This window comes from Roseibium sp., from assembly GCF_965216085.1.
Classification (GTDB): Bacteria; Pseudomonadota; Alphaproteobacteria; order Rhizobiales; family Stappiaceae; genus Roseibium.
In genome coordinates, this window is record NZ_OZ244138.1 from 1718580 (window position 1) to 1741230 (window position 22651).

Below are 22651 nucleotides of genomic sequence, written 5' to 3' on the forward strand. Positions count from 1 at the left end.
ACATGAAAAAAGGCGGCCCGGGAGCCGCCTTTTTGATTTCTATGACCAGGGCTTAGTCGAGCCGGCCACTGGCATGGGCCAGCATTGTGTAGACCTTGCCAGTGTCAGACGTCAGATAGGTCTGACCCAGCATGTTGTCGCGATCGTTGCGGGATACCTGGGCGAGCAGTTGCTCGAAGTCGGCTACGTACCGCTCAACAGCGGTCCGGAATTCCGGGTCCCGCGCATACTTTTGACGGATCTCGTCAAACGTCTGCTGGCCTTGCAGGGTGTAGAGACGACGGGTGAAGACATGCCGTTCACCCTTCCGGTAGCGCTCCCACAGATCGATGAAGGTCTCATGGTCGATTGCCCGGGCGATGTCGACAGACAGCGAATTCAGGCTTTCCACTGTTTGCAGCGGTGTGCGGCCCTGTTCGGTGTCGGCACTAGCATCGTCCTCATCACGCGAGGCTCGGCGCAGCAGGTCTGAGACCCAGCCTTTGCCAGCGGGATTTCCGGCATCAGCCTGAGCCGGTTGCTGACGGCGGGTGTTGACCGGTCCACGCGCTTCGGGCTGCTGTGGAGCTGCCGGACGTGGCTGCGGTTGTTGCTGGACGAATGCCGGTGCCTGCGGGATCTGCGGGGCAGGAGCAGGAGCAGGAGCTTGTTGTACCGGCGCAGCAGTTGCAGTTGCCGCCTGCGCCTGCGGTTTGGAGACATCGAGCGCGTTGGATTGCTTGGCAACGATGTCGGACAGCTCGGTCAAGGCGCGGATCTGTTCGTTGACCACTTTGCGCAGCGCTGCAGAAGATTCTTCTGCTTCATCCGGCAGATTGAGCACGCCTTGTTTCAGTTCGCTGCGCGTTGCTTCCAGTTCGCGGTGAACGTCGCGGGCCACATCGCGCATGCGTGTTGCCGCATCGTTGAACCGGTCGGACGCGTCGCTGACCGTGCGGGACATTTCCGCAATGATGTCGTCCTGTGCAGAGCGGATCGCATCGCGGGCCTTCTGGCCTTCCATGCCAGCCGTCAAGCGCATGGATTCGAACTGCTCGGAGACCTTCTTGGACGCTGCCTCGGCAGCAGCACTCAGCATGCCTGCCGCATCGCGGGCCTTGTCGTCGGCGGTCTCCAGCGTTTCAGACAGGGTTTGCGTGAACGAGCGCATGAGCGTGTCGACAGCTTCGGTTTTTGCCAGAAGCGTGTCGGCGACATCTTCGATCGCGGTCTTGCGCTCAGATACGCGGCCCTCAACAGAACGGTTGGTGTCTTCCAGATGCCGCGCTGCTTTGGTCAAGTCTTCTGCTTGGTCCCCGAAGCGGTTGGTGAGGTTCTGGATATCTGCCAATGTCGTCGACGTGACGTCCCGCAAGTTGCTGACTTGCTCGTCGATCAAGCCGGTTGTCGAAGTGGTTTCCGATACGGCCCGGTCAACCGCAGAGCGGAACTCGCCAGCGCGGCGCGCCAGGTTACTTTCCACTTCGGAGAGGTTCTCACCAGCTGTGGAAACGATGGACTGGAGGTTGGAGTTCGATGTCTCGATCTTATTGAGGATATCGGAAACGTCGGCCTCGAGCCGGAGTTTTGTATCGGTGAGCAGGCGGGTGGCCTGATCGCTGCGCTCGTTGATGGAGGCAACGATCCGGTCCCCGGCTTCGACGAGCGAACGGGTCGCATCGAGACCGGTATGGGCAAAGGTGTCGGTGACATCCTTGCCTTTGACAGTAATTGCCTCAAGGATCGCGCCATGAACTTCAGACAGGCGTCCTGTGAGATCATTGGCGCGTGTTTCGATCGCGCTGATCAGTTCATTGCCATCGGTGCCAACGATCTTAGCCAATTCGCCGGAGCGGGCACCAAAGGCCTCGTTGAGGGCCGTTGCCTTTTCGAGCAACTCGTCCGCCACTTCATTGCCGCGGTTGACAAGAAGGTTGGCAGCTTCGGAAACCGCGCTGTTGACACGGGCGCGGATCATGCCAGCCTCACCGGACATCTGTCCGCGGATTTCCTCGAGCGTCTTGGCGAGCGTCATGCGGGCCTGTTCGCTTTCAGCTGACAGGTTGCCGGAGATTTCTGCAATCAGACCAGCAAGCTCGGTGCGGACCTTGTCGCTTTCGCCGGTCAGGGAGCCGGAGAACTCAGCCAGCGTACCGGCGTAGAGTGTCCGTGCCTTCTCGCTTTCTGCGGCCATGGCCCGGGCTGCATCGCCAACGGCTGCAAGCACCAGATCACGGATCTTGCCGCTTTCGCCGGACATTGCCCCAGTGGCATGTTCCATAGTTTGGCTGATCTGAAGCGCCGCCTTTTGGCTCTCGTCTGTAAGTGAACCGGTCGCCTGTGCCATTGTCTGGCTGATCTGGTCTGCAGCCTTCTGGCTTTCGCCGACCAGAATGCCGCGGGCTTCGCCGACAGAACCCAGCACGATCTGACGCATCCGGTCGCCTTCGCCGGAAAGCTTTGTTGTGGCATCTGTAAGCGCGCCGTCAACAATCTCAACGGTTTTGCTGCGCTCGCTGGCCAACGTTTCAACGGCACTTGCAACAGCGTCCTGAACCATATCCCGCAAGCGTGTGCTTTCTGTCGAGAGGGTTGCCCCGGCTTCAGAGATCACAGCAGTCAGGATATCGCGGGCCCGTTCGCTTTCGCCGGTCAAAGTGCCCGAGATGCTCTCCAGGCGTTCGTTCAAGACTGTTTCCAGCTGACCTGCTCGGGTGTCGAGCGTTTCTGCAACTTCGAAGACCTTGGCTCCAAGCGAAACATTGATTTCGGCAATACGCTCGGACAGGGATTCAGTCAGCTGTTCGCTCTGTCTGCCCAGAACAGTGCCAGCTTCTGTCAGACGGTTGTCGAGGGCAGAGGTCATTTCATCCTGACCTTCGACGAAGGCCTGGGCGATTTCTTTGGTCCGGGAAATCAACGTATCGGAGATCTGGCGCGCACGGGCATCCAGTGTCTCGTCAATTCGTTCCGTTCCACTGGTCATGGTCGCGGACAAAACTTCAGCTTTCTCGGCCATGGCAGCTGCGGCGCTATCGACATGGGATGTCAGCTTGGTGCTGATATCGTCGGCACGGTCTGCCAGCGTGTTGCCGGCTGCTTCAACGCGCTGACCAAGCTGAAGGGTGATTGCATCAGAGCGATCGGCCAGAACATCGGTGATGTTGCGTGTTTTATCTTCTAGCGCTTCGCTGATCACATTTGTGCGCTGTTCGATGGCATCGCCCAGGATCTGGGTCCGGGACTCCAACGCAGCTTCAAACGATGCCGTGCGCTGATCCAGGGTTAGATCCAGGGTGTTGATGTGGCTGCCCAAAGAGGCGTCCATTGTCGAAATACGTTCCCCGAGCGAGACGTCCATAGTTGTGAAACGCTGTTCGAGGGACGCATCCATTGTGGAGATGCGATCTCCAAGGGTTGCGTCCATCGTCGTGAAGCGATGGTCCAGCGAGGTGTCCATTGCCGAGATGCGCTCGCCAAGGGAGGTGTCCATTGCTGTGAAGCGTTGCTCCAGGGAAGCATCCATAGTGGAGATGCGATCGCCAAGAGTTGCGTCCATCGTGGTGATGCGCTCGTTCAGCGACGTATCGATGGTCGAGAAACGCTGGTCCAGGGACGAATCCATGGTTGCGATGCGCTCACCGAGTTTGCTGTCCATGGTTTCGATGCGGCTTTCGAACGTCACATCCAAGGTGGATAGACGGCTGTCGAGCGCTTCGGAGAGCAGCAATGTCTTGGTGTCGAAAGCATCGATCAGCTGACCGCCGCGGTCTGTGACGATGGTTTCCAATTCGCCCAAGCGGTTGCTGAGGCCTTCGTTGAGTGCCTGGCCGCGGACTTCGATGGTTTCTGCGATCTTGCCGCTGATTTCGTTGATGTCGCCCGCGACCCGGTCGCCACGGCTGCCGATGAGTTCGGCCAGCTGTGTCCCGGTTTCCGCCAGCTTCTGGTTAAGCGAACCGGTTTGTTCGCCCAGGCTAGCCGCGAATTGGCCGGAAACGCCTTCCAGCGTTTCGCGGAAGCCGATGGTTTGCTGTTCCAGAATAGTTGCCATCTCGTTGCTGCGGGCCGCCAGACGTTCGTCCAGCTCGCTGCCGTTGATGGAAATGGCGGTGTAAATCCGCTCGGAAATGTTGTCCAGTTTGTCGGCAAGTTCGCCGCCGCGCACGGAAATGGTCTCCGTAAGCGAGCCAGCGGTCTCGTCCAATTTGGAGGCGATTTCGCCGCCGCGCAGGGACAGATCAACCACGATGCTTTCACCGGTGCCGCGCAGGATCTCTGCGACTTCGGTGGAGCGGCTGGACAGGGTTTCGACGATTTCGGCACCGCGGATCGAAATGGTGTCGGTAACGGCCTGACCTTTTTCGGAAATACTCTCGACAACCTTGCTGCCAGTTTCCGCCAGAGCCTCGTCCAGATGGGTCACCCGTGTGTCGACAGTTGTGACCAGTTCCTCGGTCCGAGATGTGATCGTGTCAATCAAACGGCCAGAGGTGAGGGACAGGTTCGCGTTGATCTCTTCGCCGCGCGCCGTAATGACGTCACCGACCTGTGTGCCGGTGGTCTCCAGAGCGTTGCGGAACTCTTCGGCCTTACCGCTCAGGGTTTCCACGACCTCAGAGCTGGAGGATGCAAGCGTTTCGTTGATCTCCAGGCCTTGTTTGGACAGGGTCTCAACAAACGTGTTCGCAGTTTCGGAGAAGCGTTCGTTCACTTCGTTGCCGCGATAGGAGAGGGTCTCCCACATGGTCGTACCAGTCTGCGACAGGTTTTCGACCAACTCGGTGCCGGTGGTGGACAGACGGGCAACATAATCTTCGGCACGAACCGTCAAAGATTCCACCATCTCATTGCCGGAGGCATTGAGTGTCGCGCCCAGAGAGTCAATGCGGGCATCAACTGTGCTGGTCAGTTCTTCAACGCGCTCGTTGACCGCGTCGATCATGCGTTGGGTTGCCTGGTCGACGTTGGACCCCAATTCACCAGACGTATCAGACAGTTGCGACGCGAAGTTCTCATGGGCGCCCGCAATGGTTTCGCGCACGCGCTCGGCGTTCATGACAATGGCTTCGCGCTGAGTGACCAGCTCTTCGATCAGCGACCGGATCTTCAGTTCGTTGTCATTGTAAGAGCGTTCCAGCGAGGAGACCTCGTTGTGCACAAGGACTTCCAGCTCGCTGGCACGGGCAATCGCCCGCTCGATGCCGTCGCCCATGGCTGCGACTTCTCTGCGGATGGCCTGACCGACGCTCAAAATGGATTCCTTGGCCATGTCTTCCGGTTCGGCAAGGCGCAAGGCGACTTCCGTCATGCCGCGGGCGACAATACGCATTTCCTGCGCGCGCCAAATCATCATGGCCATGACAAAGAAGAAGATAATCGGAACGACGATCCCGATGGCTGCGAGGATCATGTCCGGAGACTGGAGCAGTGATTGCGCGTCAGTGACAGCAACGAGCTTCTCGCCGAAGGTCGACATAAAGAGGCTCGTGCCGAGAGCTGCCCAAACTGCTGCCAGGGCAAAGGCCCCCCAAAATGGCGCTGTCGAGGGCCGGCGCTGAAGCGCGTAAATCAAGTTGCCGATGTTCCGGCGGTCGTCATTGGCCGCAGGCGGGCGTCCTCCGCGGCTCCGGCGCCGAGAACCGCGCTGATTGTCGCGGTCAGATTGACTTTCGTCCGACTTTTTGGAAGCACGCCGGGACGGGGCCGCTTCGGCTTGAGTATCAGGCTCCTCATCAGGGGGAGTTGCTTCCGGACCGCCGAAATCAAGTTTCAGCGCTTCTTCAACTGCAGACAGTGCTGCTTCCGCCGGATCTTTCGCCTTCGTCGGATTTGCCATGTTTGGGTCGCCTCACATCCGTACTCATTACACACCGGTGATCTCAGTCAGCCGTCGCTGCCATGAGGGTCATCCGAATGCGTTGATCCTAACCGTAATTTTTAACAGGTTTCCGGTTCGGATCTGTTGTTAGAGGAGGGCCGCCGCTGACCGGCTGCAACCAAAATGGTAAACAGCACACTCCCCATCTTGCCGCATTAGTTCCTGTAATGGCACACTCTCTCCTAACGAACAAGAAACAGCAATGGCCTGAATCACTTAGGAGAGGGGTCTGATGCCGAAAATGAAGGAAGTGAACGCTGCGGAAGGTGCCCCGAAGGGGATAAAAAGATTTGAACTTGATGCGGGCAAATTAACCCCTGCACAAAAGCGGTGGTTGAAACGTGGAGTGAGTCAGCCTGGCGGAAAATTACCTCTGTTTGATGATCAAGGGCGTCAGTTCCCGGTTCGTACAATCCGTTCCTGTATCGATGCGGGGTGGGCAGAGCCTTGGTTTTCCAACCCAATCAAGCCTGATTGGCTGGTTTGTAAGCTCACGCCTGACGCACTCGAAATATTGACCGCAAGTCAAAAAAACGAAGAACGTTAATGCGAATCATTCTATTAAAATTTTAGCGATTCAGGAAAGCTGCCGATTTGCAAGCCTTTTTTTAGTGTAATCAAGCGGCGGGAGTTAAAGCCCATTAACCAAAAAAGCAATTTTTTGGGGACATGGGCGCAAACACGGTCTGTTGGGGTCTGATTTAACCGTGCGTTTGGGTCTTCGCGTCACACTCAGGGGCAGATAAAGCTTGCGGCAGGGTGCCGTCAGGCAGGTAACGAGTATTTCGGAGCACCCTCATGGCCCCTTCTTCGATGGCGCGCGTTGCAGGCCGCGCCAGTCCCGAAGCACCGATTGATCTGGTGCAACTGGCCACAAATACGCTTGGCAACAGGGATCTGGAGGTTCAGGTCCTGCATCTGTTCAAGTCCCAGTCACGGTTGACCCTTGAAAGGCTTGAGAGCGAGACTGACACAGCTGCGCGCATGGATCTGGTGCACACTTTAAAAGGATCTGCGCGGGCAATTGGTGCGCAGCGCGTCGCCACGGCATGCGAGAGCCTGGAAGGGAACATGAAAACCGTCGCAGATGCGCCGACAGAACGTTTGGTGGCGGCTGTGGACGAAGCCAACGGATATATCTGCGATCTACTGGAAGGCTAACGGTCTTCCAAGCGGCTTACACAAGCGCAAATACGGCATGGTCCTTGACCTTTTGTCGGGAACCTTTATGTCGGGTCGACGAGAGACCTATTTCTATTCTTGGACGCGACTATGCCAAAAATCACCTTTGTCACCGCCGATGGGGCCCGCACCGATGTGGACGCTGCGGAAGGTTCCACGGTTATGGAAAATGCCATCAAGAACATGGTGCAAGGCATTGAGGCCGAATGCGGCGGTGCCTGTGCCTGTGCTACCTGCCATGTTTATGTCGACGACGCCTGGTCGGGCAAAACCGGTTCTGCCGAACCGATGGAAGAAGACATGCTCGACTTCGCCTATGAAGTGAAGCCGACGTCGCGGCTGTCTTGTCAGATCAAGGTGACGGCCGAAATGGACGGTCTGGTTGTTCATGTTCCTGAGCGTCAGGCCTAAGACGGTCAACCTATTGAGATAAAAAGCCCGCCGGGATGCTCCGGCGGGCTTTTTTTGTCAGGCTATTCTGCCGGTTGGGCAACAGGCCGCTTGAACCACCAGTCGACTTCTCGCCCATCATCCGGATTTGATGGGATCAAAGTTGCGAGGAACAAGCTGACGGCTGCCATAGCCGCACCAGCCAGGAAGACTGCTGCCGGGGATATCAGCCAGATCAAGCCGAACAGAACCGGGATGAACACTGCGGCTATGTGGTTGATTGTAAAGGCAACACCAGCTGTCGGCGCAATGTCTGCTGGATCGGCGATCTTCTGGAAGTAGGTCTTGATTGCGATCGCGATCGCAAAAAACGCGTGATCGATGACGTAGAGCGTCGCTGCCAGCGTGGCATTGGTGACAAATGCATATGTGACAAAGACACCGATCAAGCCGACATATTCCAGGATCAAAGCCTTGCGTTCACCGAAATGCACGATCAGCTTACCGATTTTCGGCGCCAGCAGCATGTTGAAGACGCCGTTGATCAGGAAAAGCCCGGCAACCTCGTGCACATCGTACCCAAAGCGTTCGACCATCAGAAAACCAGCGAAGACCGTGAAAATCTGACGCCGCGCTCCGGCCATGAAGGTGAGGGCGTAATAAAGCCAGTAGCGCTTCTTCAGGATGATTTTCTTGTGCTGGGGCACGCCTTCCTTGAAATGCGGATACGCCATGATCAGGAAAGCCAGAACGACCAGCGTCAGTCCGCCCGCAATCGCAAAGACAACTGTGAAAGACAGGTCGAACATCTTCCAGGCGATGAAAATCAGGCCGTAGGCAATCAGCTGGGCAAAGGAACCGACCGCAAGGATCTTGCCCATACTGGCTGCAGCCGTTGCCTTTGGTAGCCATTGCAACGACAAAGATTGAGCCATGGTTTCATAATAATGGAACCCGATCGACATGATCAGCGTGGTAATGTAGAAGCCGAGCGCTGTTGGAAAGTAGCCTGTAATGGCAACGCCGATGCCGAGCAAAAGCAGCGACAGGTAGGCCAGTGTCTGCTCCCGCATGACAAGCAGGAGATAGACAGCCAAAAAACTCAAGAACCCCGGAATCTCTCGGATCGATTGCTGGATGCCGATTTCGCGTCCGGTAAAATCCAGTTCCTGGACGGCAAAATTGTTCATCAGGTTCCACCACGCAGCAAAAGACAGCTGCATGGCGCCGGCCATGATCATCAAGAGGACAGCGGGGGATCGCCAGCCGGTCTGGCCGTCCGTGTTTATGCTTTGTGTAAAGTAGGTCATTCCATTCAGCCAAAGAGTGAATACTGGCAGCGCTGCGGATTGTGTCTACAGCGATAAAGCTCTTGCGTGTTAGCGCTGTTTTGTCATGATATGTTTCCGTTTCGCCAAATCCATGTAGCAGTTCAAGAGGCAAGGCATGTCAATCCATCCGGAGCTTTCCGCGTTTCCTGATCATGAGGTGAAGGCGAAAATCATCGGTTATGCCAACAGCCAAAGAGCAGGACCGGGCCATAATGGCTGGCACTCTCACGATTCAGCCCAGCTCTTTCACGTCGTAAAAGGCTCAATCGCGATTGATACCGAAATTGGAACGTTTTTCGCCCCGCCGGAGCGGGCGGTCTGGCTGCCTCCCCGGATTGCGCATGAAACCCGGTATCTGACTGATACGGACATCCGGTTCGTCTATGTCAATTACGACTACGCCCAGGATTTGCCGAAGACTGCGCAGGTCATTCAAGTGACAACCTTGTTGCGTGCCTTGATTCTGGAGTTCATGTCCTACCCGCGCGCGGAAACCGCTGATGGACCTGCCGGGCGGATCGCGGACGTCATTTTGGATCAACTGAAAATGCTGCCGGCAGCGCCCCTTCAATTGCCAATGCCGCAAGATCCAAAACTGAGAGAGTTGTGCGATGGGTTGGTGCGCTGTCCCGCACATGTCCCGGCGCTCGCTGAGGCAGCCGCTAAGAGCGCCATGTCCGTGAGATCCTTTGAGCGGCGGATAAAGGCAGAGACCGGCATGAACTACCGGACCTGGTGCCGGCAGGTGAAATTGTTCCGGGCCCTGGAACTGCTGGCAGCTGGGCGTAGCGTTTCTGATGTCTCGCATAAACTTGGATATGAAGGGCCGAGCGCTTTTGTCGCCACCTTCCGAAAGGCTTTTGGGGTGACACCGGGGCGGTATTTTGGACAACCAGAAGGCTAATTGACATTTCTCATGGCATAAAAACGGTCAGAACGTCATGACTCTTCTCACAATTGAATAAAGGAGGCGTGCCATGTTTCAGAAAATCCTAGTTCCGATAGATCCTGCCGAACCGAAATTCGCCGATGACGCATTGGCCAAAGCCTCGCAACTTGCCCGTGACTATGGTGCCAAAATCCATTTGCTCGCTGTTTGTCCGGAGGTTCAGAGCTTTGTTGCCAGCCAGTTACCAGAGGGCTTTCAAGAGCGCGAAATGAAGGAAACGGCTGGCATCTTGCAAGAAGTTGGCGATGCCCTGGATGTGCCGGCTGGTGCCTTGGATGTCACTGTTCGGGTTGGTTCCGTCTATCATGAAGTGATCGAGGAAGCTGAAAAAGCATCGTGTGATTTGGTTCTGATGACCTCGCACAAACCGGGTCTGTCGACCTACTTCATCGGTTCCAACGCCGCTCATATCGTTCGTCATGCGCCATGTTCGGTCATGGTGCTTCGGGGCGAATAATCCGACACAGTAACAAGCAAACCTGCGGCGGATATCCGTCGCAGGATGGTGTCTAAGGCGTTCGACTCCTTGTCCAAACTGACTATGTAACTTGTGTATTTTATTGATTATTGAAACTTTCTGTTAAGCTAGTTTTTCTTTTGTCGCCTGGCGCAAAGAGATTTTATATCTATCTGAAATTGCTGCATATTTTTTCGATAAATAAGTGTTTTTGCTGAACACGACCGTGTCCTGGTTCGCCGTATTCAAGTTGTAGGAAAGATATCCTCACTTCCCTAAGGTCGTATTTACTTTCCTTGCGGAAACTTGGGCTGTGACCAAGGAGTTTCGAATGCGATCGTCTTTTAATTTCAGATCATCCGTGATGGCGAAAATTCTTACGATCGTCTCTTTTTGCATATTTTTTGTGGTGGCCGCGTCAGGTGTCGGGATCTACCAGATCAGGCAGATTGGTCAGGAAATCCAGTTTGTGGCCGAAGCCGAAGTGCCACTGACCGAAGCCCTTGGTCATGTGACAACACACAGACTGGAACAGTCGCTTCTTATGGAGCGCATGATGCGCTTGCGGGCGAATGGCAGTTACAGCACCAAAAAAACCATCGCCGAGGCAGAGGCCCGCTTTTCAGTCCTATCAGTGGAAATCAACGAAGAGTTCGGCGAGGCCATGGAAATTGCGCGTGGAGCTCTGCTCCTGGCAAAAACGGATGTACAGGTCACCGAATTCACTAAAGTGATCAATATATTGAGCAAGATTGCGGAGGAAAACATCCGCTACGGGGTGACATCCCAGGAAGCGCTTGACCATGCACGGCTTGGGCAAATCGAAAAAGCTGAAGCTGTTCTTGCCAATGTCGAAGAGGCTCATACTGCGTTCGACCGGGAATTGGAAAGTCTTCTTTTCCGGGTTCAGGCCCTTGCCAAAGAGGCCGCCGATGCGGCGCTTGCGCATGAAAGGCAGGCTCTTCAGTTGACCATTTCCATTTCCCTAGGATCCGCTGTTTTGTCCTTCTTGTTTGCCATGGTAATCGGCCGGCGGACGATTGCGGCACCGCTGTTGGAAGTCGTCAATGCGCTCTACAGCCTGTCCCGGGGGGATTATGAGGCAAATCTATCCAGCAAACGGCGAGACGAGATTGGTGATATTGGCCGGGCTTTCAATGCCTTCAAGGAGCAGATGCTGCAGATGCAGAAGCAGGAGCAGCAGGAGATACAGCGCCAGCAGGCATTGAACCAGGAAATCAAACTGCTTTCCGAACTGAATGAATGGTTACAATCGTCGAACTCGCTTGACGAACTTTTTCATATGGTCAGCAAATTCATGACCAAACTGCTCCCAGACTGCCGCGGCTCTATCTACGTCTATTCCAATTCAAGGGATGTGCTGGACGGTGCGTGCTCATGGAATGGCGCGAAATTGGAAGATCACATCCGGCCGGACACATGCTGGGGTCTTCGGCGCGGCCGGACCTATGTTCACGGCGACAACGTCATCAATTTCACTTGTGATCACGTCGATCCGCAGGAAAAAGGGGCTTATGTGTGCCTGCCAATCCTGGCGCATGGTGAAACTGTTGGGTTAATGCATCTAACACCTGCTGAAGAACTTGAAAGCACCACCTTCGCCAAGAGGCGGAAACTGGCCCAAATGGCTGCCGAGCAAATCAGTCTTGCGATTGCCAACACAAGAATGCGCGATGAGCTGCACAATCAGTCTATCCGGGATTCGCTCACTGGTCTTTATAACCGCCGCCACTTCACAGACAGCCTGCGCAAGCATCTGGAAGCGTCCAAGTACAAAGGCCACCCGGTTTCACTGGTGTCAGTCGACGTGGATCATTTCAAAAAGTTCAATGACAATCATGGTCATGACGCCGGTGATATGGTGTTGCGGGCTGTTGGATCGGCTCTTGAAGAGGCGTGTGATGGCGATCAGCTGCCGTGCCGTTTGGGTGGCGAAGAATTCATGATCTTGCTGCCGGAGGCTTCAGAAGAATTTGCGGCCGATTTTGCTGAAACCCTTCGGTCAAAAGTCGAAGCTATTACAGTACGCTATGGCGAAAGGAATCTTCCACGGATCACGATTTCGCTTGGGGTTGCCGCACATCCTAAACATGGAACTATGCCGCAGGAGCTGATCAAGTCTGCGGACGATGCTCTCTATGCATCAAAAGCCGGGGGAAGAAATCGAGTGACCCTTGCCAGCATCTCAGACGAGGAGGAGGCCGATACCGAAGCTGATTTGAGCGCCTATATTGCCGATGCCGCAGCCGATACAACTTCGTATGATACTGACTCCGACCAAGACACACCAACCGGTCGCAGAAAACTGGCGGCCAATTCTTAAGTCTTTGCCGATAAAGGGCGGCCTGATGAAGGGATGCCTGCCAGGAAGAAATAAAGTCTGTCGACATGTCAATCAGCCGTGCGAGTTAAGAGCACTGCAACAGCGATATACCGGAAGGGGTAGAGTTGCGGATCTTTCTTTAGAAGTTCCTCAGCTTTGGCGAAGATCCGCTCGACCAAGAGATCCTTTCCACCGTCATCTGGAAGTGCTGACCTCAACACAGCTTCCGTGAAGGCGCGGAAGAAATTCACGTAACCCTTGGCGTAGCGGTCGATATCCTGATCCGCCTCAAATTGCGTGTTGAATGACACCGGGATTTCGTAGGACGTCGCTTTGTTCAATTCAAAAAGCCCGGCAGCGCCCAAAACCGGATCGGTGACCGGACCTGTCAGCTCATCCAGCGAGCGCAAATAGACCGGTTGGTAATAAGCTTCATAGACGTCTCGCGAGATTGTCCCATCTTCGACGAACGCCAGCACCGCATCATTTAGGAGGTCGTAGATCCCATCGCAGGTTCGGGCCGTTTCGTTGCCGCCGAACACTTGAAGCAGCAGTTTTCCGCCGGGTACGAGCTCTTTTGCCCGCGCTTTTAAAAAAGTGGCGATATCTGCTCTTGCAAGATTAGAGAAAGCAGTCCGGTCCTCCTCTGAGACAAAACCGCTGGCGCGGACAGCGCTGGGTCCGTTTGGGAGAATGTATCCTGGGAGTTGCGCCACCGGTTTTCGAGACAGGAATCCGATGGCATTGAAACTCGTCGCTAGATGAAGGCTTTGTGCCGGAAACAGCTGATCAAACATAGAGCCGCCGGCAATGGACGAATAAACGTCCGGACTTCCAAATACGGATTGTCCGTCTGGCCGAAGGGTGCGCAGCAGACTGGAGAAATCGTTGGTCGGCAGGTCCGAGTGAATGGTTTGGATCGGCCGGTTTGTCAACGGGCGTAGCGCAGCGATGGCTGTTGCGAGGGCAGCAATGGAGTTGCGGCCCTCAGAACACCCAAAATCCACCAACGTAACCGGACCTGACCCGTCCAACGGAAGACTAGCCGCAGCTTCCTCCAATAGAGGAAGCACTGCAGCGATCGCATCCCATTGGGGTGTCGAGTTTTCATTATAAAACCCGCCACCAGTCATGCCGGTCGTCGTTGCGTGAGCGACGGGTGTTTGGGAAGGGGGCGACCTGTTTTCAGACGTGCTCATTTTCGCCTTCCCTTGACTATTAGCGGGCCAGTTCCTTCATGGCGTCGCTCAAGCCTTCCACCGTCATCGGGAACATGCGGTTTTCCATCAGTTCCTGCATCATCTGGATGGACGGCGTGTAACGCCAATGTTCTTGGCGCACCGGATTGAGCCAGACCGCACTGTTGTAAAGCCCAGTGATCCTTTGCATCCACGCAGAACCAGCCTCTTCGTTCCAGTGTTCCACAGAGCCACCCGGATAGGCGATTTCATAGGGGCTCATGGAGGCATCACCGACGAAGATGATCTTATAATCGGACGGGTATTTGTGCAGCACATCCATGGTCGGCAGGCGCTCGGTGTGGCGGCGCTTGTTTTCCTTCCAGACCGTCTCATAGAGGCAGTTGTGGAAGTAAAAATGCTCCATTACCTTGAATTCCGAACGGGCGGCGGAGAAGAGCTCCTCGCAGACGCGGATGTGGTCATCCATCGAACCGCCGATGTCGAAGAACAGCAGCACCTTGACCGCATTGTGCCGTTCCGGGCGCATCTTGATGTCCAAGAGACCTTTGTGGGCGGTTGCCTTGATGGTGTGATCAAGATCGAGTTCTTCAGCCGCGCCCGTGCGGGCGAAATTCCGCAACCGCTTCAGGGCGACCTGAATATTACGGGTACCCAGCAGCTGGGTGTCATCAAGGTCTTTGAATTCGCGCTTGTCCCAGACCTTGACCGCCCGCCGGTGCCGGCTTTCCTTTTGGCCAATCCGCACGCCTTCCGGATTGTAGCCATAGGCACCGAACGGGGAGGTGCCGGCGGTACCAATCCAGCGGTTGCCACCCTGGTGCCGCTTTTCCTGTTCTTTCAGGCGCTCCTTGAGCGTCTCCATCAGCTTTTCAAAGCCGCCAAGGGCCTCGATCTGCGCCTTTTCCTCTTCACTCAGATGTTTTTCAGCGAGTTTCCTGAGCCATTCTTCCGGCAAGTCGGTGACCGGCACATCGCTCATCAGCTCCAGGCCCTTGAAGACGGTGCCGAAGACCCGGTCGAACTTGTCGAGATTGCTCTCGTCTTTCACCAGGGAGAGCCGGGCGAGATAATAGAAATCTTCGACGCTGCGCTCCGCCAAGTCCTTATCCAGCGCCTCCATCAGCGTCAGATATTCGCGCAAGGACACCGGAATGCCGGCCGATTTCAATTCGGAAAAAAAGGTGATGAACATCGCGGCAGATTAGCGGCGGGAAAAGCGAGTGTCGAGAGCAAGTCTGTTTTGAAGATGAAACAAAAACGGACCGGGCAGGGCCGATCCGTTTTCTGTCATTTTGACGCCCTTTGTAGCTTGCTTAGCTGCCGTTGCAGGAGCGGCCGCCTTTGATGTCGGGATGCAGGGTTTTTCCTAGGATATGGTTGTCACGGCCGATGACGTGATGGCCCATGCCGACGATCAGCGGGTCGGGGTGGCCAACGACATGTTTGTCTTTGCCCGGATAGGGCAGAGACGACAGAAAATGTTCCATGCAGTTTAGGCGGGCGCGTTTTTTATCGTCCGACTTGATGATGGTCCAAGGCGCATCGGCGGTGTCGGTGTAAAAGAACATCGCTTCCTTCGCTTCGGTGTAGTCGTCCCATTTGTTGAGAGACGCCTTATCGATCGGCGACAGCTTCCATTGTTTCAAAGGATCAGTTTCGCGCTGCTTGAAGCGGCGCCGTTGTTCTTCTTGGGTCACGGAGAACCAGTATTTGAACATCAAAACACCGTCACGCACGAGCATGCGTTCAACATCCGGGCATTGGCGCATGAATTCCAGATATTGATTGGGTGAACAAAACCCCATGACCCGCTCAACGCCGGCGCGGTTGTACCAGGAGCGGTCGAAGAACACCATTTCACCGCCAGACGGCAGGTTCTCGATGTACCGCTGGAAATACCATTGCTTGCTTTCGCGCTCGGTCGGTTTTTGCAAGGCCACAATACGAGATGCGCGCGGGTTCAAATGCTCGTTGAAGCGTTTGATGGTGCCACCTTTGCCGGCTGCGTCGCGGCCTTCAAAGATCAAGATGATGCGTTGATCGGTGTCCTGAACCCATTGTTGGGCTTTTAGGAGTTCAGCTTGCAGCGCGGCTTTCCGCTTTTCATAAGGCGCGCGCTTCATCTTGTTGGCGTAGGGGTACTCGCCGGTTTCAAAAAACTGATTGATCGCAGCCGGGTCGTGGCGCATTTGGCCAAGCTCATGAAGACGGTTTGCGCCGGACGCTTCTTTAACCGCTTGAGGTTTTGCCGCTGCCGGTTTTCGGGAGCGTTTGACAGCTGTCTTTTTGACCCGGTCGGTGTTGGCATTCTTCGTTTGGGCGGGGGAAATAAGTGTCTCTGCTGCCATGATCTGTCCTCTCGTCGTTGAGAAAAGGACTAAGCCAGCAAAGGAAATATAGTGTTTATTTGCTTCGATATTTAAGTTCTTGGATTATTGTTTTATTTATTTGGTTAAGTGAATATTTCGTATAATCAATACTACTTACGGGGTTTCCTGTAATTATCGATTGAGGCGGCAATTTAACCGTGAGGGGAGGCTAGGTTACTCGTTTTCCGTTCTTCTGATTGCTGTCGATTTCCTCAGAAGAAATCAGCTCTCCCATGAATTCAGAAACGGTCGGGCCTTTGGTGGCAACAAACGGCGCTGGGCGGCAGACCGCAATGGCCGCAATGCCGATGCGGGCGGTCAATAACCCGTTGATCACACCTTCGCCGAGCCGGGCTGAGAGACGTGCGGCCACGCCGTGCCCCAGCACTTGCGAGGCTAGGCTGTCGCCTGCGGCCATGCCGCCAGTCACGGCTAGGTGCGTGACCACATGCCGGGCGAGCCGGATAAAGCCGAGTGTGCCGGGCCGGCCACCGTAGAGTGCCGACAGGCGGCGGATCGTGCGCATGTTCTCAAACAGGACCATCAGAAGATCTACGACAGCTCGTGGGCTGACAGCGGTGACAAGAGAGACACGCTTGGCGCTGTTCATGACAATCTTACGGGCTTCCTGGTCTAGTGGACTTAGAAGATCCCGCTCCGCCAGTTTCACCAAATCCCGGCCGTCGATCACTTCACGCATGTGCCCCGCGAGTGTCTTGCGCCCAAGCGCGGTTTCCGGACGGTCCTGATAAAGTGATAGGAGATCCTTCACTCCTGCCTGGGCCGCCCGGGCGTCATCATCATCTGCGGCGGACTGCAGCCGGTCGCGCAAGTCGTCTATGCGCTTGAGCCGGAAGACACCGGCAAGTTCGCGCGCAATCAAACCGACTAGCCCAAGGACCGCCAGGGCCGTGAGTGCCACACCCAGCCAGCCGAGCCAGTCGGTGCGCGCAAACAAATCACGGATCAGGCTGTCGATGGCAAGGCCAATACTGAGCGAGATCAGGCCACCAAGGCCAATGAAAAACCACTTGGCAAAACCTTGGCCCGATTTTGGCGTGCTCGCCGAGCGGGGCAAACGCGGATCGTCTTCATCCAGTGTGTCCTGAGATATCAGGATGCCGTCCACCGGTGGAAGATCGGTATGCGCATCCTTGAGGTGGACCGTATCGTCGTCCAGGCGAAAGGCGGTCGGTTTCCGGGATGGCTTGGAAGTGGCATCAGTCACGCTAAACGGTCTCCAAGCAAGAACTCTAGGGCCCGGTCCAGGCGGATGTGGGGCAGGGACAAGGTCAGGCCTTCTGCTGTTGTGTCCAGTTCCGGAGGGCGGAATCGGAGAAACTGAAGCTCTGAAAATGTGTTTTGAAGCGGTGCTTGAGTGTCTTCAAACCCTGATTCAAGTTCTTTGAAAAGTGAGTCCGGGTTTTCCGGTAAGTCTCCGGGAAACATCGCAATTTCCGTGTCACCATCGTAAGCCTCGCCGTTAACGGCCTCACCCGGGAGCGGTTTGCCGAGAATGGCCGGCAGATCTTGCCCTTGATGGCGCACCGTCGCTTCGCGGGTTGCCCTGACGGCGGCCATTGCCAGCACATCCACGTCTGCGCCCCTAAATCGCGCTCGGTCCGCTGCCCGGGCAACCAGCCTTTTTGTGATCTTTTCCAACCGGTCGTGGTCGCTTCGGTGCAGATGGTCGGCCTTCGTGGCAGCGAAGAGGATCCGGTCGATCTTGCGGGACAGGATTGAGGAGAGCCAACTGCGCCGGCCGGGCCGGAAGGCGGAGAGCACTTCGCTCAACGCGATTTCCAGGTCCTGGATCGCATGTGGACCGGCATTCAGCGCTTGAAGGACATCCACCAGAACAATCTGCCGGTCAAGCCGTGCAAAATGATTGCGGAAGAAAGGCCGGACCACATGGGTCTTATAAGCCTCATAGCGCCGTTCCATCATCGCCCGTAGGGTGCCAGCGCGAGTCGGGCCTGCATCGGCTGGAATATCAAGTGGGGCGAATGTGAGGGCAGGGGATCCATCGAGATCTCCCGGCATGAGGAACCGGCCAGGGGGCAGCATGGAGAGCGCATGAGTATCTGCCCGGCAAGCGCTCAGGTAGCTTTTGAAGGCAGAAGACAGCCGCTGCGCGGTCTGTTCACTTTCGTCCGATTTCGGGTCCGCTTGGGCAAGTTCTTCCAGATAACTCCCGGCGATGCTTGAGCGATACTCCTTGCGCGCACGCGCGACAGCTTCAGCGGAAAAAGCAGCGTAATCCTTGTCGAGCAGGGGTAAGTCCAGAAGCCATTCGCCAGGATAGTCGATCAGGTCCAGATGAAGGCGGCCAGGGCCAAGTTTCCGATGGATGTAGGAGGCACTTTCGAATTCGATCGTCAGGCGGAGCTCGGACACCTGGCGGGTCGATTGCGGCCAGATCCGTTCTCCAACCAGTGCCTCAACATGGTTCTCATAGTCGAACCGCGGCACTGCATCGTCGGGTTGTGGTTGAAGGCGTGCGCCGGTCATGCGCTGACCTGCTGCTGCGCTGAACACCGGCAGCCTGCCGCCGTGGACGAGGTTGTGAACCAGGGCAGTCAAAAAGACGGTTTTTCCGGCCCGAGCCAGGCCGGTCACTCCAAGACGCAGACTTGGAACGGTTAGATCACTGGCAGCACCGGTAAGGTTGGCAAGGGTCAGCCGGGCTTCTTCGGCAAGGGTCGTGAGCGGGGTCAAGTAGGGGCCTCCATGACTTTCATGTAGGCGTCAGGCCTGGGACATGCAAATCTTGCCGTGCCGCCTGCGATCATTCGTCCAGTTTGCTTGAAAGATCACGGGGTTTGATGAACCGGTCAAGATGCCCCGTCCCGGTTTGCAAGTCCGCCCAGTCCGCGATGTCGAAGTCGAAGACGGCAAGAGCCCCGGTGGGATATTTGATCCTGAAGTCGGCCATCGCTTTGGGGGCGCCGGTGCCTGCCAGCTCAATAGCTGTTTGCTCAGTTGCCGGATTGTGGCCAATGATCATCAGTTGCTGTGCCCGCCCTCCATGGCGGCGGATCACGCTCGTATAACTGAGGTCGCCCTGATCATATATATCGGACAGCAGGTGGATCTGCGCTTCCTGTGGCTGATAGGGCAAGATGCGGGTCAGCGTTTCGCGGGTCCGCTGGGATGTCGAACACAGGATTCGGTTTGGAAAGAGGCTGTTGTCCTGCAAGTACCGGCCCATCAGGCGGGCAGCTGATTTACCGCGTGTATTTAAGGGGCGGTCGAAATCGCGGAGGCTTTCCTCGCCCCAATCCGATTTTGCGTGTCTCAAGAGATAGAGCCGCATGAGTAAGCCCCTGTGTCTGATGCTGGTCGAAGCCGCGCTTTGGTTTGGGATTAGTTTTGACGGGCGAGCGCATCGGTAAAGGATGCGATCGCCGGCCCGATATCAACTTCCTGAGTCGGTAATGTGTAGGCCATCCAAAGGGTGAAATCCGATTTTGCTCCAGCAAAATGCCAGAGTGTTTCGCACTGAGTTGCCGGCCCGCGTGTCCCGGTTTTAAAGGAAATGCCAGACGCGGCGGCGCCGCTCAATTGAATGGCCTCAAAACTGGCTGCTTTGTAGCTGCGGGAGAAATTGACCGCTTCGCGGCGTCCGGTGCCTTGTAGATGCATCCGCAGGACTGCGGTGATGCCGTCCCGGCCGGTATAGATGCAGCCAGCCAGGCTAGAGCCATCACCTTCCATGACCTTGATGCGGTAGAAGGCGCCAATCACATCCGGGCATCTGAGGCCGGTGAAATGCCGAAGGCCCTCAACATCACTTTGCCAGCCTGCTTCTGCTTCTGGTGACACCTGGGCGTATGCTGCAGGTCGTCCGGCGCTGAATAAGCCCAAACCGAGGCTTAGCAGAAAGATCAGGAACAGGTATGGCATCGTGTATGTATCCCGAAAGACAACTAACCCCGCTCGCGGCGTGCCATGAAGGCAAGGCGTTCAAACAAATGTACGTCCTGCTCATTTTTCAGAAGCGCGCCGTGCAAGGGCGGAATCAATTTGCCACTATCCTGTTGGCGGAGCGTTTCGGGGTCAATGTCTTCGTTCAACAGCAGTTTGATCCAGTCGATCAATTCGGATGTTGAAGGCTTTTTCTTCAAACCCGGCACTTCACGAACTTCGAAAAACAATCGCAGGGCTTCTTTTAAAAGGCGTTGTTTGATGCCCGGGAAGTGAACTTCAACGATCTCCGTCATGGTCTCCGCATCCGGAAACTTGATGAAGTGGAAGAAACAGCGGCGCAAAAACGCATCCGGCAGATCTTTTTCATTGTTGGATGTGATGATCACGACCGGGCGCTGTTTTGCACGGACAGTTTCACCGGTCTCATAGACATGGAATTCCATCCGGTCGAGTTCCAAAAGAAGATCGTTCGGGAATTCGATGTCTGCCTTGTCGATCTCATCGATCAAGAGGACCGGTTTTTCCGGCGCTGTGAAGGAATCCCAAAGTTTGCCCCGGCGGATGTAGTTGTTGATGTCCTTGACGCGCTCATCGCCTAGCTGGCTGTCCCGCAGACGGGAAACGGCGTCATATTCGTATAGTCCTTGCTGAGCCTTGGTTGTCGATTTGACATGCCATTCGATCAGCGGGGCATTCAGCGCCTGTGCCACCTGTTCGGCAAGAACGGTTTTTCCGGTGCCTGGCTCACCCTTTACCAAGAGCGGTCGCTCCAGAGCGACGGCGGCATTGACCGCAACTCTCAAATCCTCAGTAGCGATATAATCTTCGGTGCCTTCAAAGCGCATATGGCTGTCCCTGTAATTGTCGTTGCCGAAAAGTGGCAGGCAGAAGCCTGTTCTGCAAGTCAGCTTTTGCTCAATGACGGTTTCTGCCGTTTCAAACAGGAGACTCTTGCCGGTCGGGCGGGAAGATTTTGCCCCTCTGTTTCAGATGTTGCCTGCCTGGGAGATGTGCGGGGTAATGCTGGTGTCTCGCGTAAAATTTTGAAAATAAAGGAATATTTTTTGATTCTTTCGTTTGGCACGGCAATTGCTTTTTAAGGCCGAGACCGGGCATGCCTTAGCAAAGGGGTGTGCTCCATGCAGATCAAGAGGACGAAACATGGGTATCTACGGGGCGATTAACTCGGCCGTTTCTGGATTGGCAGCGCAAGCTCAAGCGCTTGAAAACATTTCGGGCAACGTGGCGAACTCGCAGACGATTGGTTTCAAGCGTCTCGATACGACGTTCTCAGATCTTGTGTCGGGCGGAGGGTCTACCCAGGCAAGTCAAGTATCTGGGACAACATATGCAACCTCCCGGGCAACCAACACGGTGTCCGGTGATATCTCGTCAAACGACATTGATACCTATATGGCGATCAACGGTGAGGGGTACTTTGTTGTAACCCAAGCCGCGGATTTTGTTGATGGATCGACAACCTTTGCAGATGATACCTATTACACCCGCGCCGGTGATTTTGAGGTCAACAAAGAAGGATATTTTGTCAACCAGGCCGGCTATTACCTGAAAGGGTTTCCGCTGGATGCTACAACAGGCAACCCAGTCGGTGATACTCCATCCGTAATTCAGATAAACAGCCAGCCATTACCTGCCAGTGCGACAACGACTGTAAACTATCAGGCCAGCTTGCCGCGGGTTCCTGCGACGACCAACTACGATTCGACCGTTGCTAACTCTGAACTGTTGAACGACGGTGCCAATGGTGCACCTGGTCCGAACCTTGGAGCAACCGAGATCGGCGATACCGGTACACTTGAAGCTGATTTTCTGAATTCCTCGATTTCCGGCGGTTCGGTTACGACCTACAATTCAAACGGTTCTGAAGTTCCTTTGAATATCCGTTGGGCTAAAGTTGATAACACTGCCGGCGCTGAAGTTTGGAGTATGTATATTGATACCGGCGGTGAAACTGGTACGTCGTACTACAAAGTTGGGAATGTTACGTTCGATGGCACTGGCCAAGTCACAGCGCTGGCGAATACAGGCGCAACTGCTGGATTGGGTGTGACCACCACGGGCACGACAAGCTTCACGATTGACACTATAACGGTTGGTGGCGTGACTGCTGGTACAGCAGCCAGTGCAGCCGATAGCATTACGATTTCCTTTGCGAATGGATCTCTGACCCAGTTCGCCGATCCTGATGGCATCGCGACGTCGGTCAACTTGAGTCAAAACGGTTATGCCGCTGGTGAGCTCAGCAATATTGCGATTGATGAATCTGGCCGTGTTATTGCCAGTTACTCAAACAATCAGACGCGGGCTCTTTATGAAGTCCCATTGGCGACTTTCCAAGCTGAGCAGAACCTGCGCCGGGTCGATGGCGCTGCATTTGCTGCAACCTCGGATTCCGGCAACGCTGACCTGTCCGGCGGCGGCGCGGTCATTTCAAATGCCGTGGAATTGTCCAATGCGGATATCGCGGACGAATTTTCCAAATTGATCATCACTCAGCAGGCCTATTCAGCAAACTCCAAGATCGTCACATCGGCAGATGAGATGCTGGACAGCGCCCTGAACATGGTCCGCTAATGACCTGCCGGCCGGCGGGAGACCCGCCGGCCACCGCAATAA

General features: G+C 55.5%; 18 protein-coding genes. 8 read left to right on the forward strand and 10 right to left on the reverse strand.

The genetic code is table 11. The features are described from left to right. Positions 1-52: 52 nt before the first annotated feature. On the reverse strand, positions 53-5818 hold the full coding sequence (locus ACOOFE_RS07850) for an antitoxin (RefSeq protein ID WP_420414443.1): 5766 nt from the start codon (positions 5816-5818) through the stop codon (positions 53-55). A 274-nt stretch (positions 5819-6092) separates the two neighbouring features. Between ACOOFE_RS07850 and ACOOFE_RS07855 the strand changes: the two genes are divergently transcribed. The 3 genes from ACOOFE_RS07855 (at position 6093) to ACOOFE_RS07865 (ending at position 7453) form a co-directional block, all read left to right on the forward strand. After that, positions 6093-6407, forward strand: coding sequence for a hypothetical protein (locus tag ACOOFE_RS07855; protein ID WP_420414444.1), 315 nt, complete (start codon positions 6093-6095; stop codon positions 6405-6407). A 251-nt stretch (positions 6408-6658) separates the two neighbouring features. Next, positions 6659-7021 (forward strand): Hpt domain-containing protein, encoded by a 363-nt coding sequence (locus tag ACOOFE_RS07860; protein WP_420414445.1) that lies wholly within the window; start codon positions 6659-6661, stop codon positions 7019-7021. Positions 7022-7132: 111 nt separating this feature from the next. Continuing rightward, entirely contained in the window at positions 7133-7453 is a 321-nt protein-coding gene (locus ACOOFE_RS07865; RefSeq protein ID WP_420414446.1) for a 2Fe-2S iron-sulfur cluster-binding protein, read from the forward strand. 62 nt (positions 7454-7515) lie between these two features. Here the strand turns inward: ACOOFE_RS07865 and ACOOFE_RS07870 are convergent, their stop codons facing one another. Continuing rightward, complete coding sequence (locus tag ACOOFE_RS07870) at positions 7516-8742, reverse strand: MFS transporter (RefSeq protein WP_420414447.1); 1227 nt, start codon at positions 8740-8742, stop codon at positions 7516-7518. 136 nt (positions 8743-8878) lie between these two features. On the opposite strand from ACOOFE_RS07870, the gene ACOOFE_RS07875 reads away from it, so the two are divergent. The 3 genes from ACOOFE_RS07875 to ACOOFE_RS07885 all read left to right on the forward strand — a co-directional run bounded on the left by ACOOFE_RS07875 (position 8879) and on the right by ACOOFE_RS07885 (position 12513). Next, on the forward strand, positions 8879-9667 hold the full coding sequence (locus ACOOFE_RS07875; protein ID WP_141185920.1) for an AraC family transcriptional regulator: 789 nt from the start codon (positions 8879-8881) through the stop codon (positions 9665-9667). Positions 9668-9740: 73 nt separating this feature from the next. Then, the gene (locus ACOOFE_RS07880) at positions 9741-10169 is read left to right on the forward strand and encodes a universal stress protein (protein ID WP_141185921.1); all 429 of its coding nucleotides are present in this window, start codon (positions 9741-9743) and stop codon (positions 10167-10169) included. A 364-nt stretch (positions 10170-10533) separates the two neighbouring features. Further along, the gene (locus ACOOFE_RS07885) at positions 10534-12513 is read left to right on the forward strand and encodes a diguanylate cyclase (protein WP_420414448.1); all 1980 of its coding nucleotides are present in this window, start codon (positions 10534-10536) and stop codon (positions 12511-12513) included. A gap of 68 nt (positions 12514-12581) precedes the next feature. Here the strand turns inward: ACOOFE_RS07885 and ACOOFE_RS07890 are convergent, their stop codons facing one another. From ACOOFE_RS07890 to ACOOFE_RS07925, 8 genes are all read right to left on the reverse strand, one after another. After that, the gene (locus tag ACOOFE_RS07890) at positions 12582-13712 is read right to left on the reverse strand and encodes a hypothetical protein (RefSeq protein ID WP_420414449.1); all 1131 of its coding nucleotides are present in this window, start codon (positions 13710-13712) and stop codon (positions 12582-12584) included. 19 nt (positions 13713-13731) lie between these two features. After that, positions 13732-14907 carry a vWA domain-containing protein gene (locus ACOOFE_RS07895; RefSeq protein WP_420414450.1) on the reverse strand — a complete coding sequence of 392 codons (1176 nt, stop codon included), beginning with the start codon at positions 14905-14907 and terminating at the stop codon, positions 13732-13734. Positions 14908-15028: 121 nt separating this feature from the next. Further along, positions 15029-16063 carry a polyphosphate kinase 2 gene (gene ppk2 / locus ACOOFE_RS07900; RefSeq protein ID WP_420414451.1) on the reverse strand — a complete coding sequence of 345 codons (1035 nt, stop codon included), beginning with the start codon at positions 16061-16063 and terminating at the stop codon, positions 15029-15031. A 190-nt stretch (positions 16064-16253) separates the two neighbouring features. After that, positions 16254-17312: a YcjF family protein gene (locus ACOOFE_RS07905; protein ID WP_420414452.1), complete on the reverse strand. Its 1059-nt coding sequence runs from the start codon at positions 17310-17312 to the stop codon at positions 16254-16256. After that, on the reverse strand, positions 17309-18802 hold the full coding sequence (locus ACOOFE_RS07910) for a YcjX family protein (protein WP_420414453.1): 1494 nt from the start codon (positions 18800-18802) through the stop codon (positions 17309-17311). The genes ACOOFE_RS07905 and ACOOFE_RS07910 overlap by 4 nt, the downstream gene beginning before the upstream one ends. Positions 18803-18872: 70 nt before the next feature. After that, positions 18873-19400 (reverse strand): SixA phosphatase family protein, encoded by a 528-nt coding sequence (locus ACOOFE_RS07915; RefSeq protein WP_420414454.1) that lies wholly within the window; start codon positions 19398-19400, stop codon positions 18873-18875. Between the two features lie 50 nt (positions 19401-19450). Beyond that, on the reverse strand, positions 19451-19990 hold the full coding sequence (locus tag ACOOFE_RS07920; RefSeq protein ID WP_420414455.1) for a hypothetical protein: 540 nt from the start codon (positions 19988-19990) through the stop codon (positions 19451-19453). Between the two features lie 23 nt (positions 19991-20013). Beyond that, entirely contained in the window at positions 20014-20859 is an 846-nt protein-coding gene (locus ACOOFE_RS07925; RefSeq protein ID WP_141185929.1) for an AAA family ATPase, read from the reverse strand. Here ACOOFE_RS07925 and ACOOFE_RS07930 point away from each other — a divergent pair, their 5' ends adjacent. After that, positions 20860-21114, forward strand: a complete 255-nt coding sequence (locus ACOOFE_RS07930) for a hypothetical protein (protein WP_420414456.1) — start codon at positions 20860-20862, stop codon at positions 21112-21114. A 61-nt stretch (positions 21115-21175) separates the two neighbouring features. Next, a complete protein-coding gene (locus ACOOFE_RS07935) occupies positions 21176-22609 on the forward strand; it encodes a flagellar hook protein FlgE (RefSeq protein WP_420414457.1) in 1434 nt (477 codons plus the stop codon). Positions 22610-22651: the final 42 nt, after the last annotated feature.

Excerpts from the sequence above, each read along its gene's own strand:
- ACOOFE_RS07870 (WP_420414447.1), bottom strand. The coding sequence starts at position 8,742 with ATGACCTACTTTACACAAAGCATAAACACGGACGGCCAGACCGGCTGG.
- ACOOFE_RS07880 (WP_141185921.1), top strand. The coding sequence starts at position 9,741 with ATGTTTCAGAAAATCCTAGTTCCGATAGATCCTGCCGAACCGAAATTC.
- ACOOFE_RS07935 (WP_420414457.1), top strand. The coding sequence starts at position 21,176 with ATGGGTATCTACGGGGCGATTAACTCGGCCGTTTCTGGATTGGCAGCG.
- ACOOFE_RS07895 (WP_420414450.1), bottom strand. The coding sequence starts at position 14,907 with ATGTTCATCACCTTTTTTTCCGAATTGAAATCGGCCGGCATTCCGGTG.
- ACOOFE_RS07915 (WP_420414454.1), bottom strand. The coding sequence starts at position 19,400 with ATGCGGCTCTATCTCTTGAGACACGCAAAATCGGATTGGGGCGAGGAA.
- ACOOFE_RS07920 (WP_420414455.1), bottom strand. The coding sequence starts at position 19,990 with ATGCCATACCTGTTCCTGATCTTTCTGCTAAGCCTCGGTTTGGGCTTA.
- ACOOFE_RS07855 (WP_420414444.1), top strand. The coding sequence starts at position 6,093 with ATGCCGAAAATGAAGGAAGTGAACGCTGCGGAAGGTGCCCCGAAGGGG.
- ACOOFE_RS07930 (WP_420414456.1), top strand. The coding sequence starts at position 20,860 with ATGGCTGTCCCTGTAATTGTCGTTGCCGAAAAGTGGCAGGCAGAAGCC.
- ACOOFE_RS07890 (WP_420414449.1), bottom strand. The coding sequence starts at position 13,712 with ATGAGCACGTCTGAAAACAGGTCGCCCCCTTCCCAAACACCCGTCGCT.
- ppk2 (WP_420414451.1), bottom strand. The coding sequence starts at position 16,063 with ATGGCAGCAGAGACACTTATTTCCCCCGCCCAAACGAAGAATGCCAAC.
- ACOOFE_RS07860 (WP_420414445.1), top strand. The coding sequence starts at position 6,659 with ATGGCCCCTTCTTCGATGGCGCGCGTTGCAGGCCGCGCCAGTCCCGAA.
- ACOOFE_RS07850 (WP_420414443.1), bottom strand. The coding sequence starts at position 5,818 with ATGGCAAATCCGACGAAGGCGAAAGATCCGGCGGAAGCAGCACTGTCT.
- ACOOFE_RS07865 (WP_420414446.1), top strand. The coding sequence starts at position 7,133 with ATGCCAAAAATCACCTTTGTCACCGCCGATGGGGCCCGCACCGATGTG.
- ACOOFE_RS07925 (WP_141185929.1), bottom strand. The coding sequence starts at position 20,859 with ATGCGCTTTGAAGGCACCGAAGATTATATCGCTACTGAGGATTTGAGA.
- ACOOFE_RS07875 (WP_141185920.1), top strand. The coding sequence starts at position 8,879 with ATGTCAATCCATCCGGAGCTTTCCGCGTTTCCTGATCATGAGGTGAAG.
- ACOOFE_RS07885 (WP_420414448.1), top strand. The coding sequence starts at position 10,534 with ATGGCGAAAATTCTTACGATCGTCTCTTTTTGCATATTTTTTGTGGTG.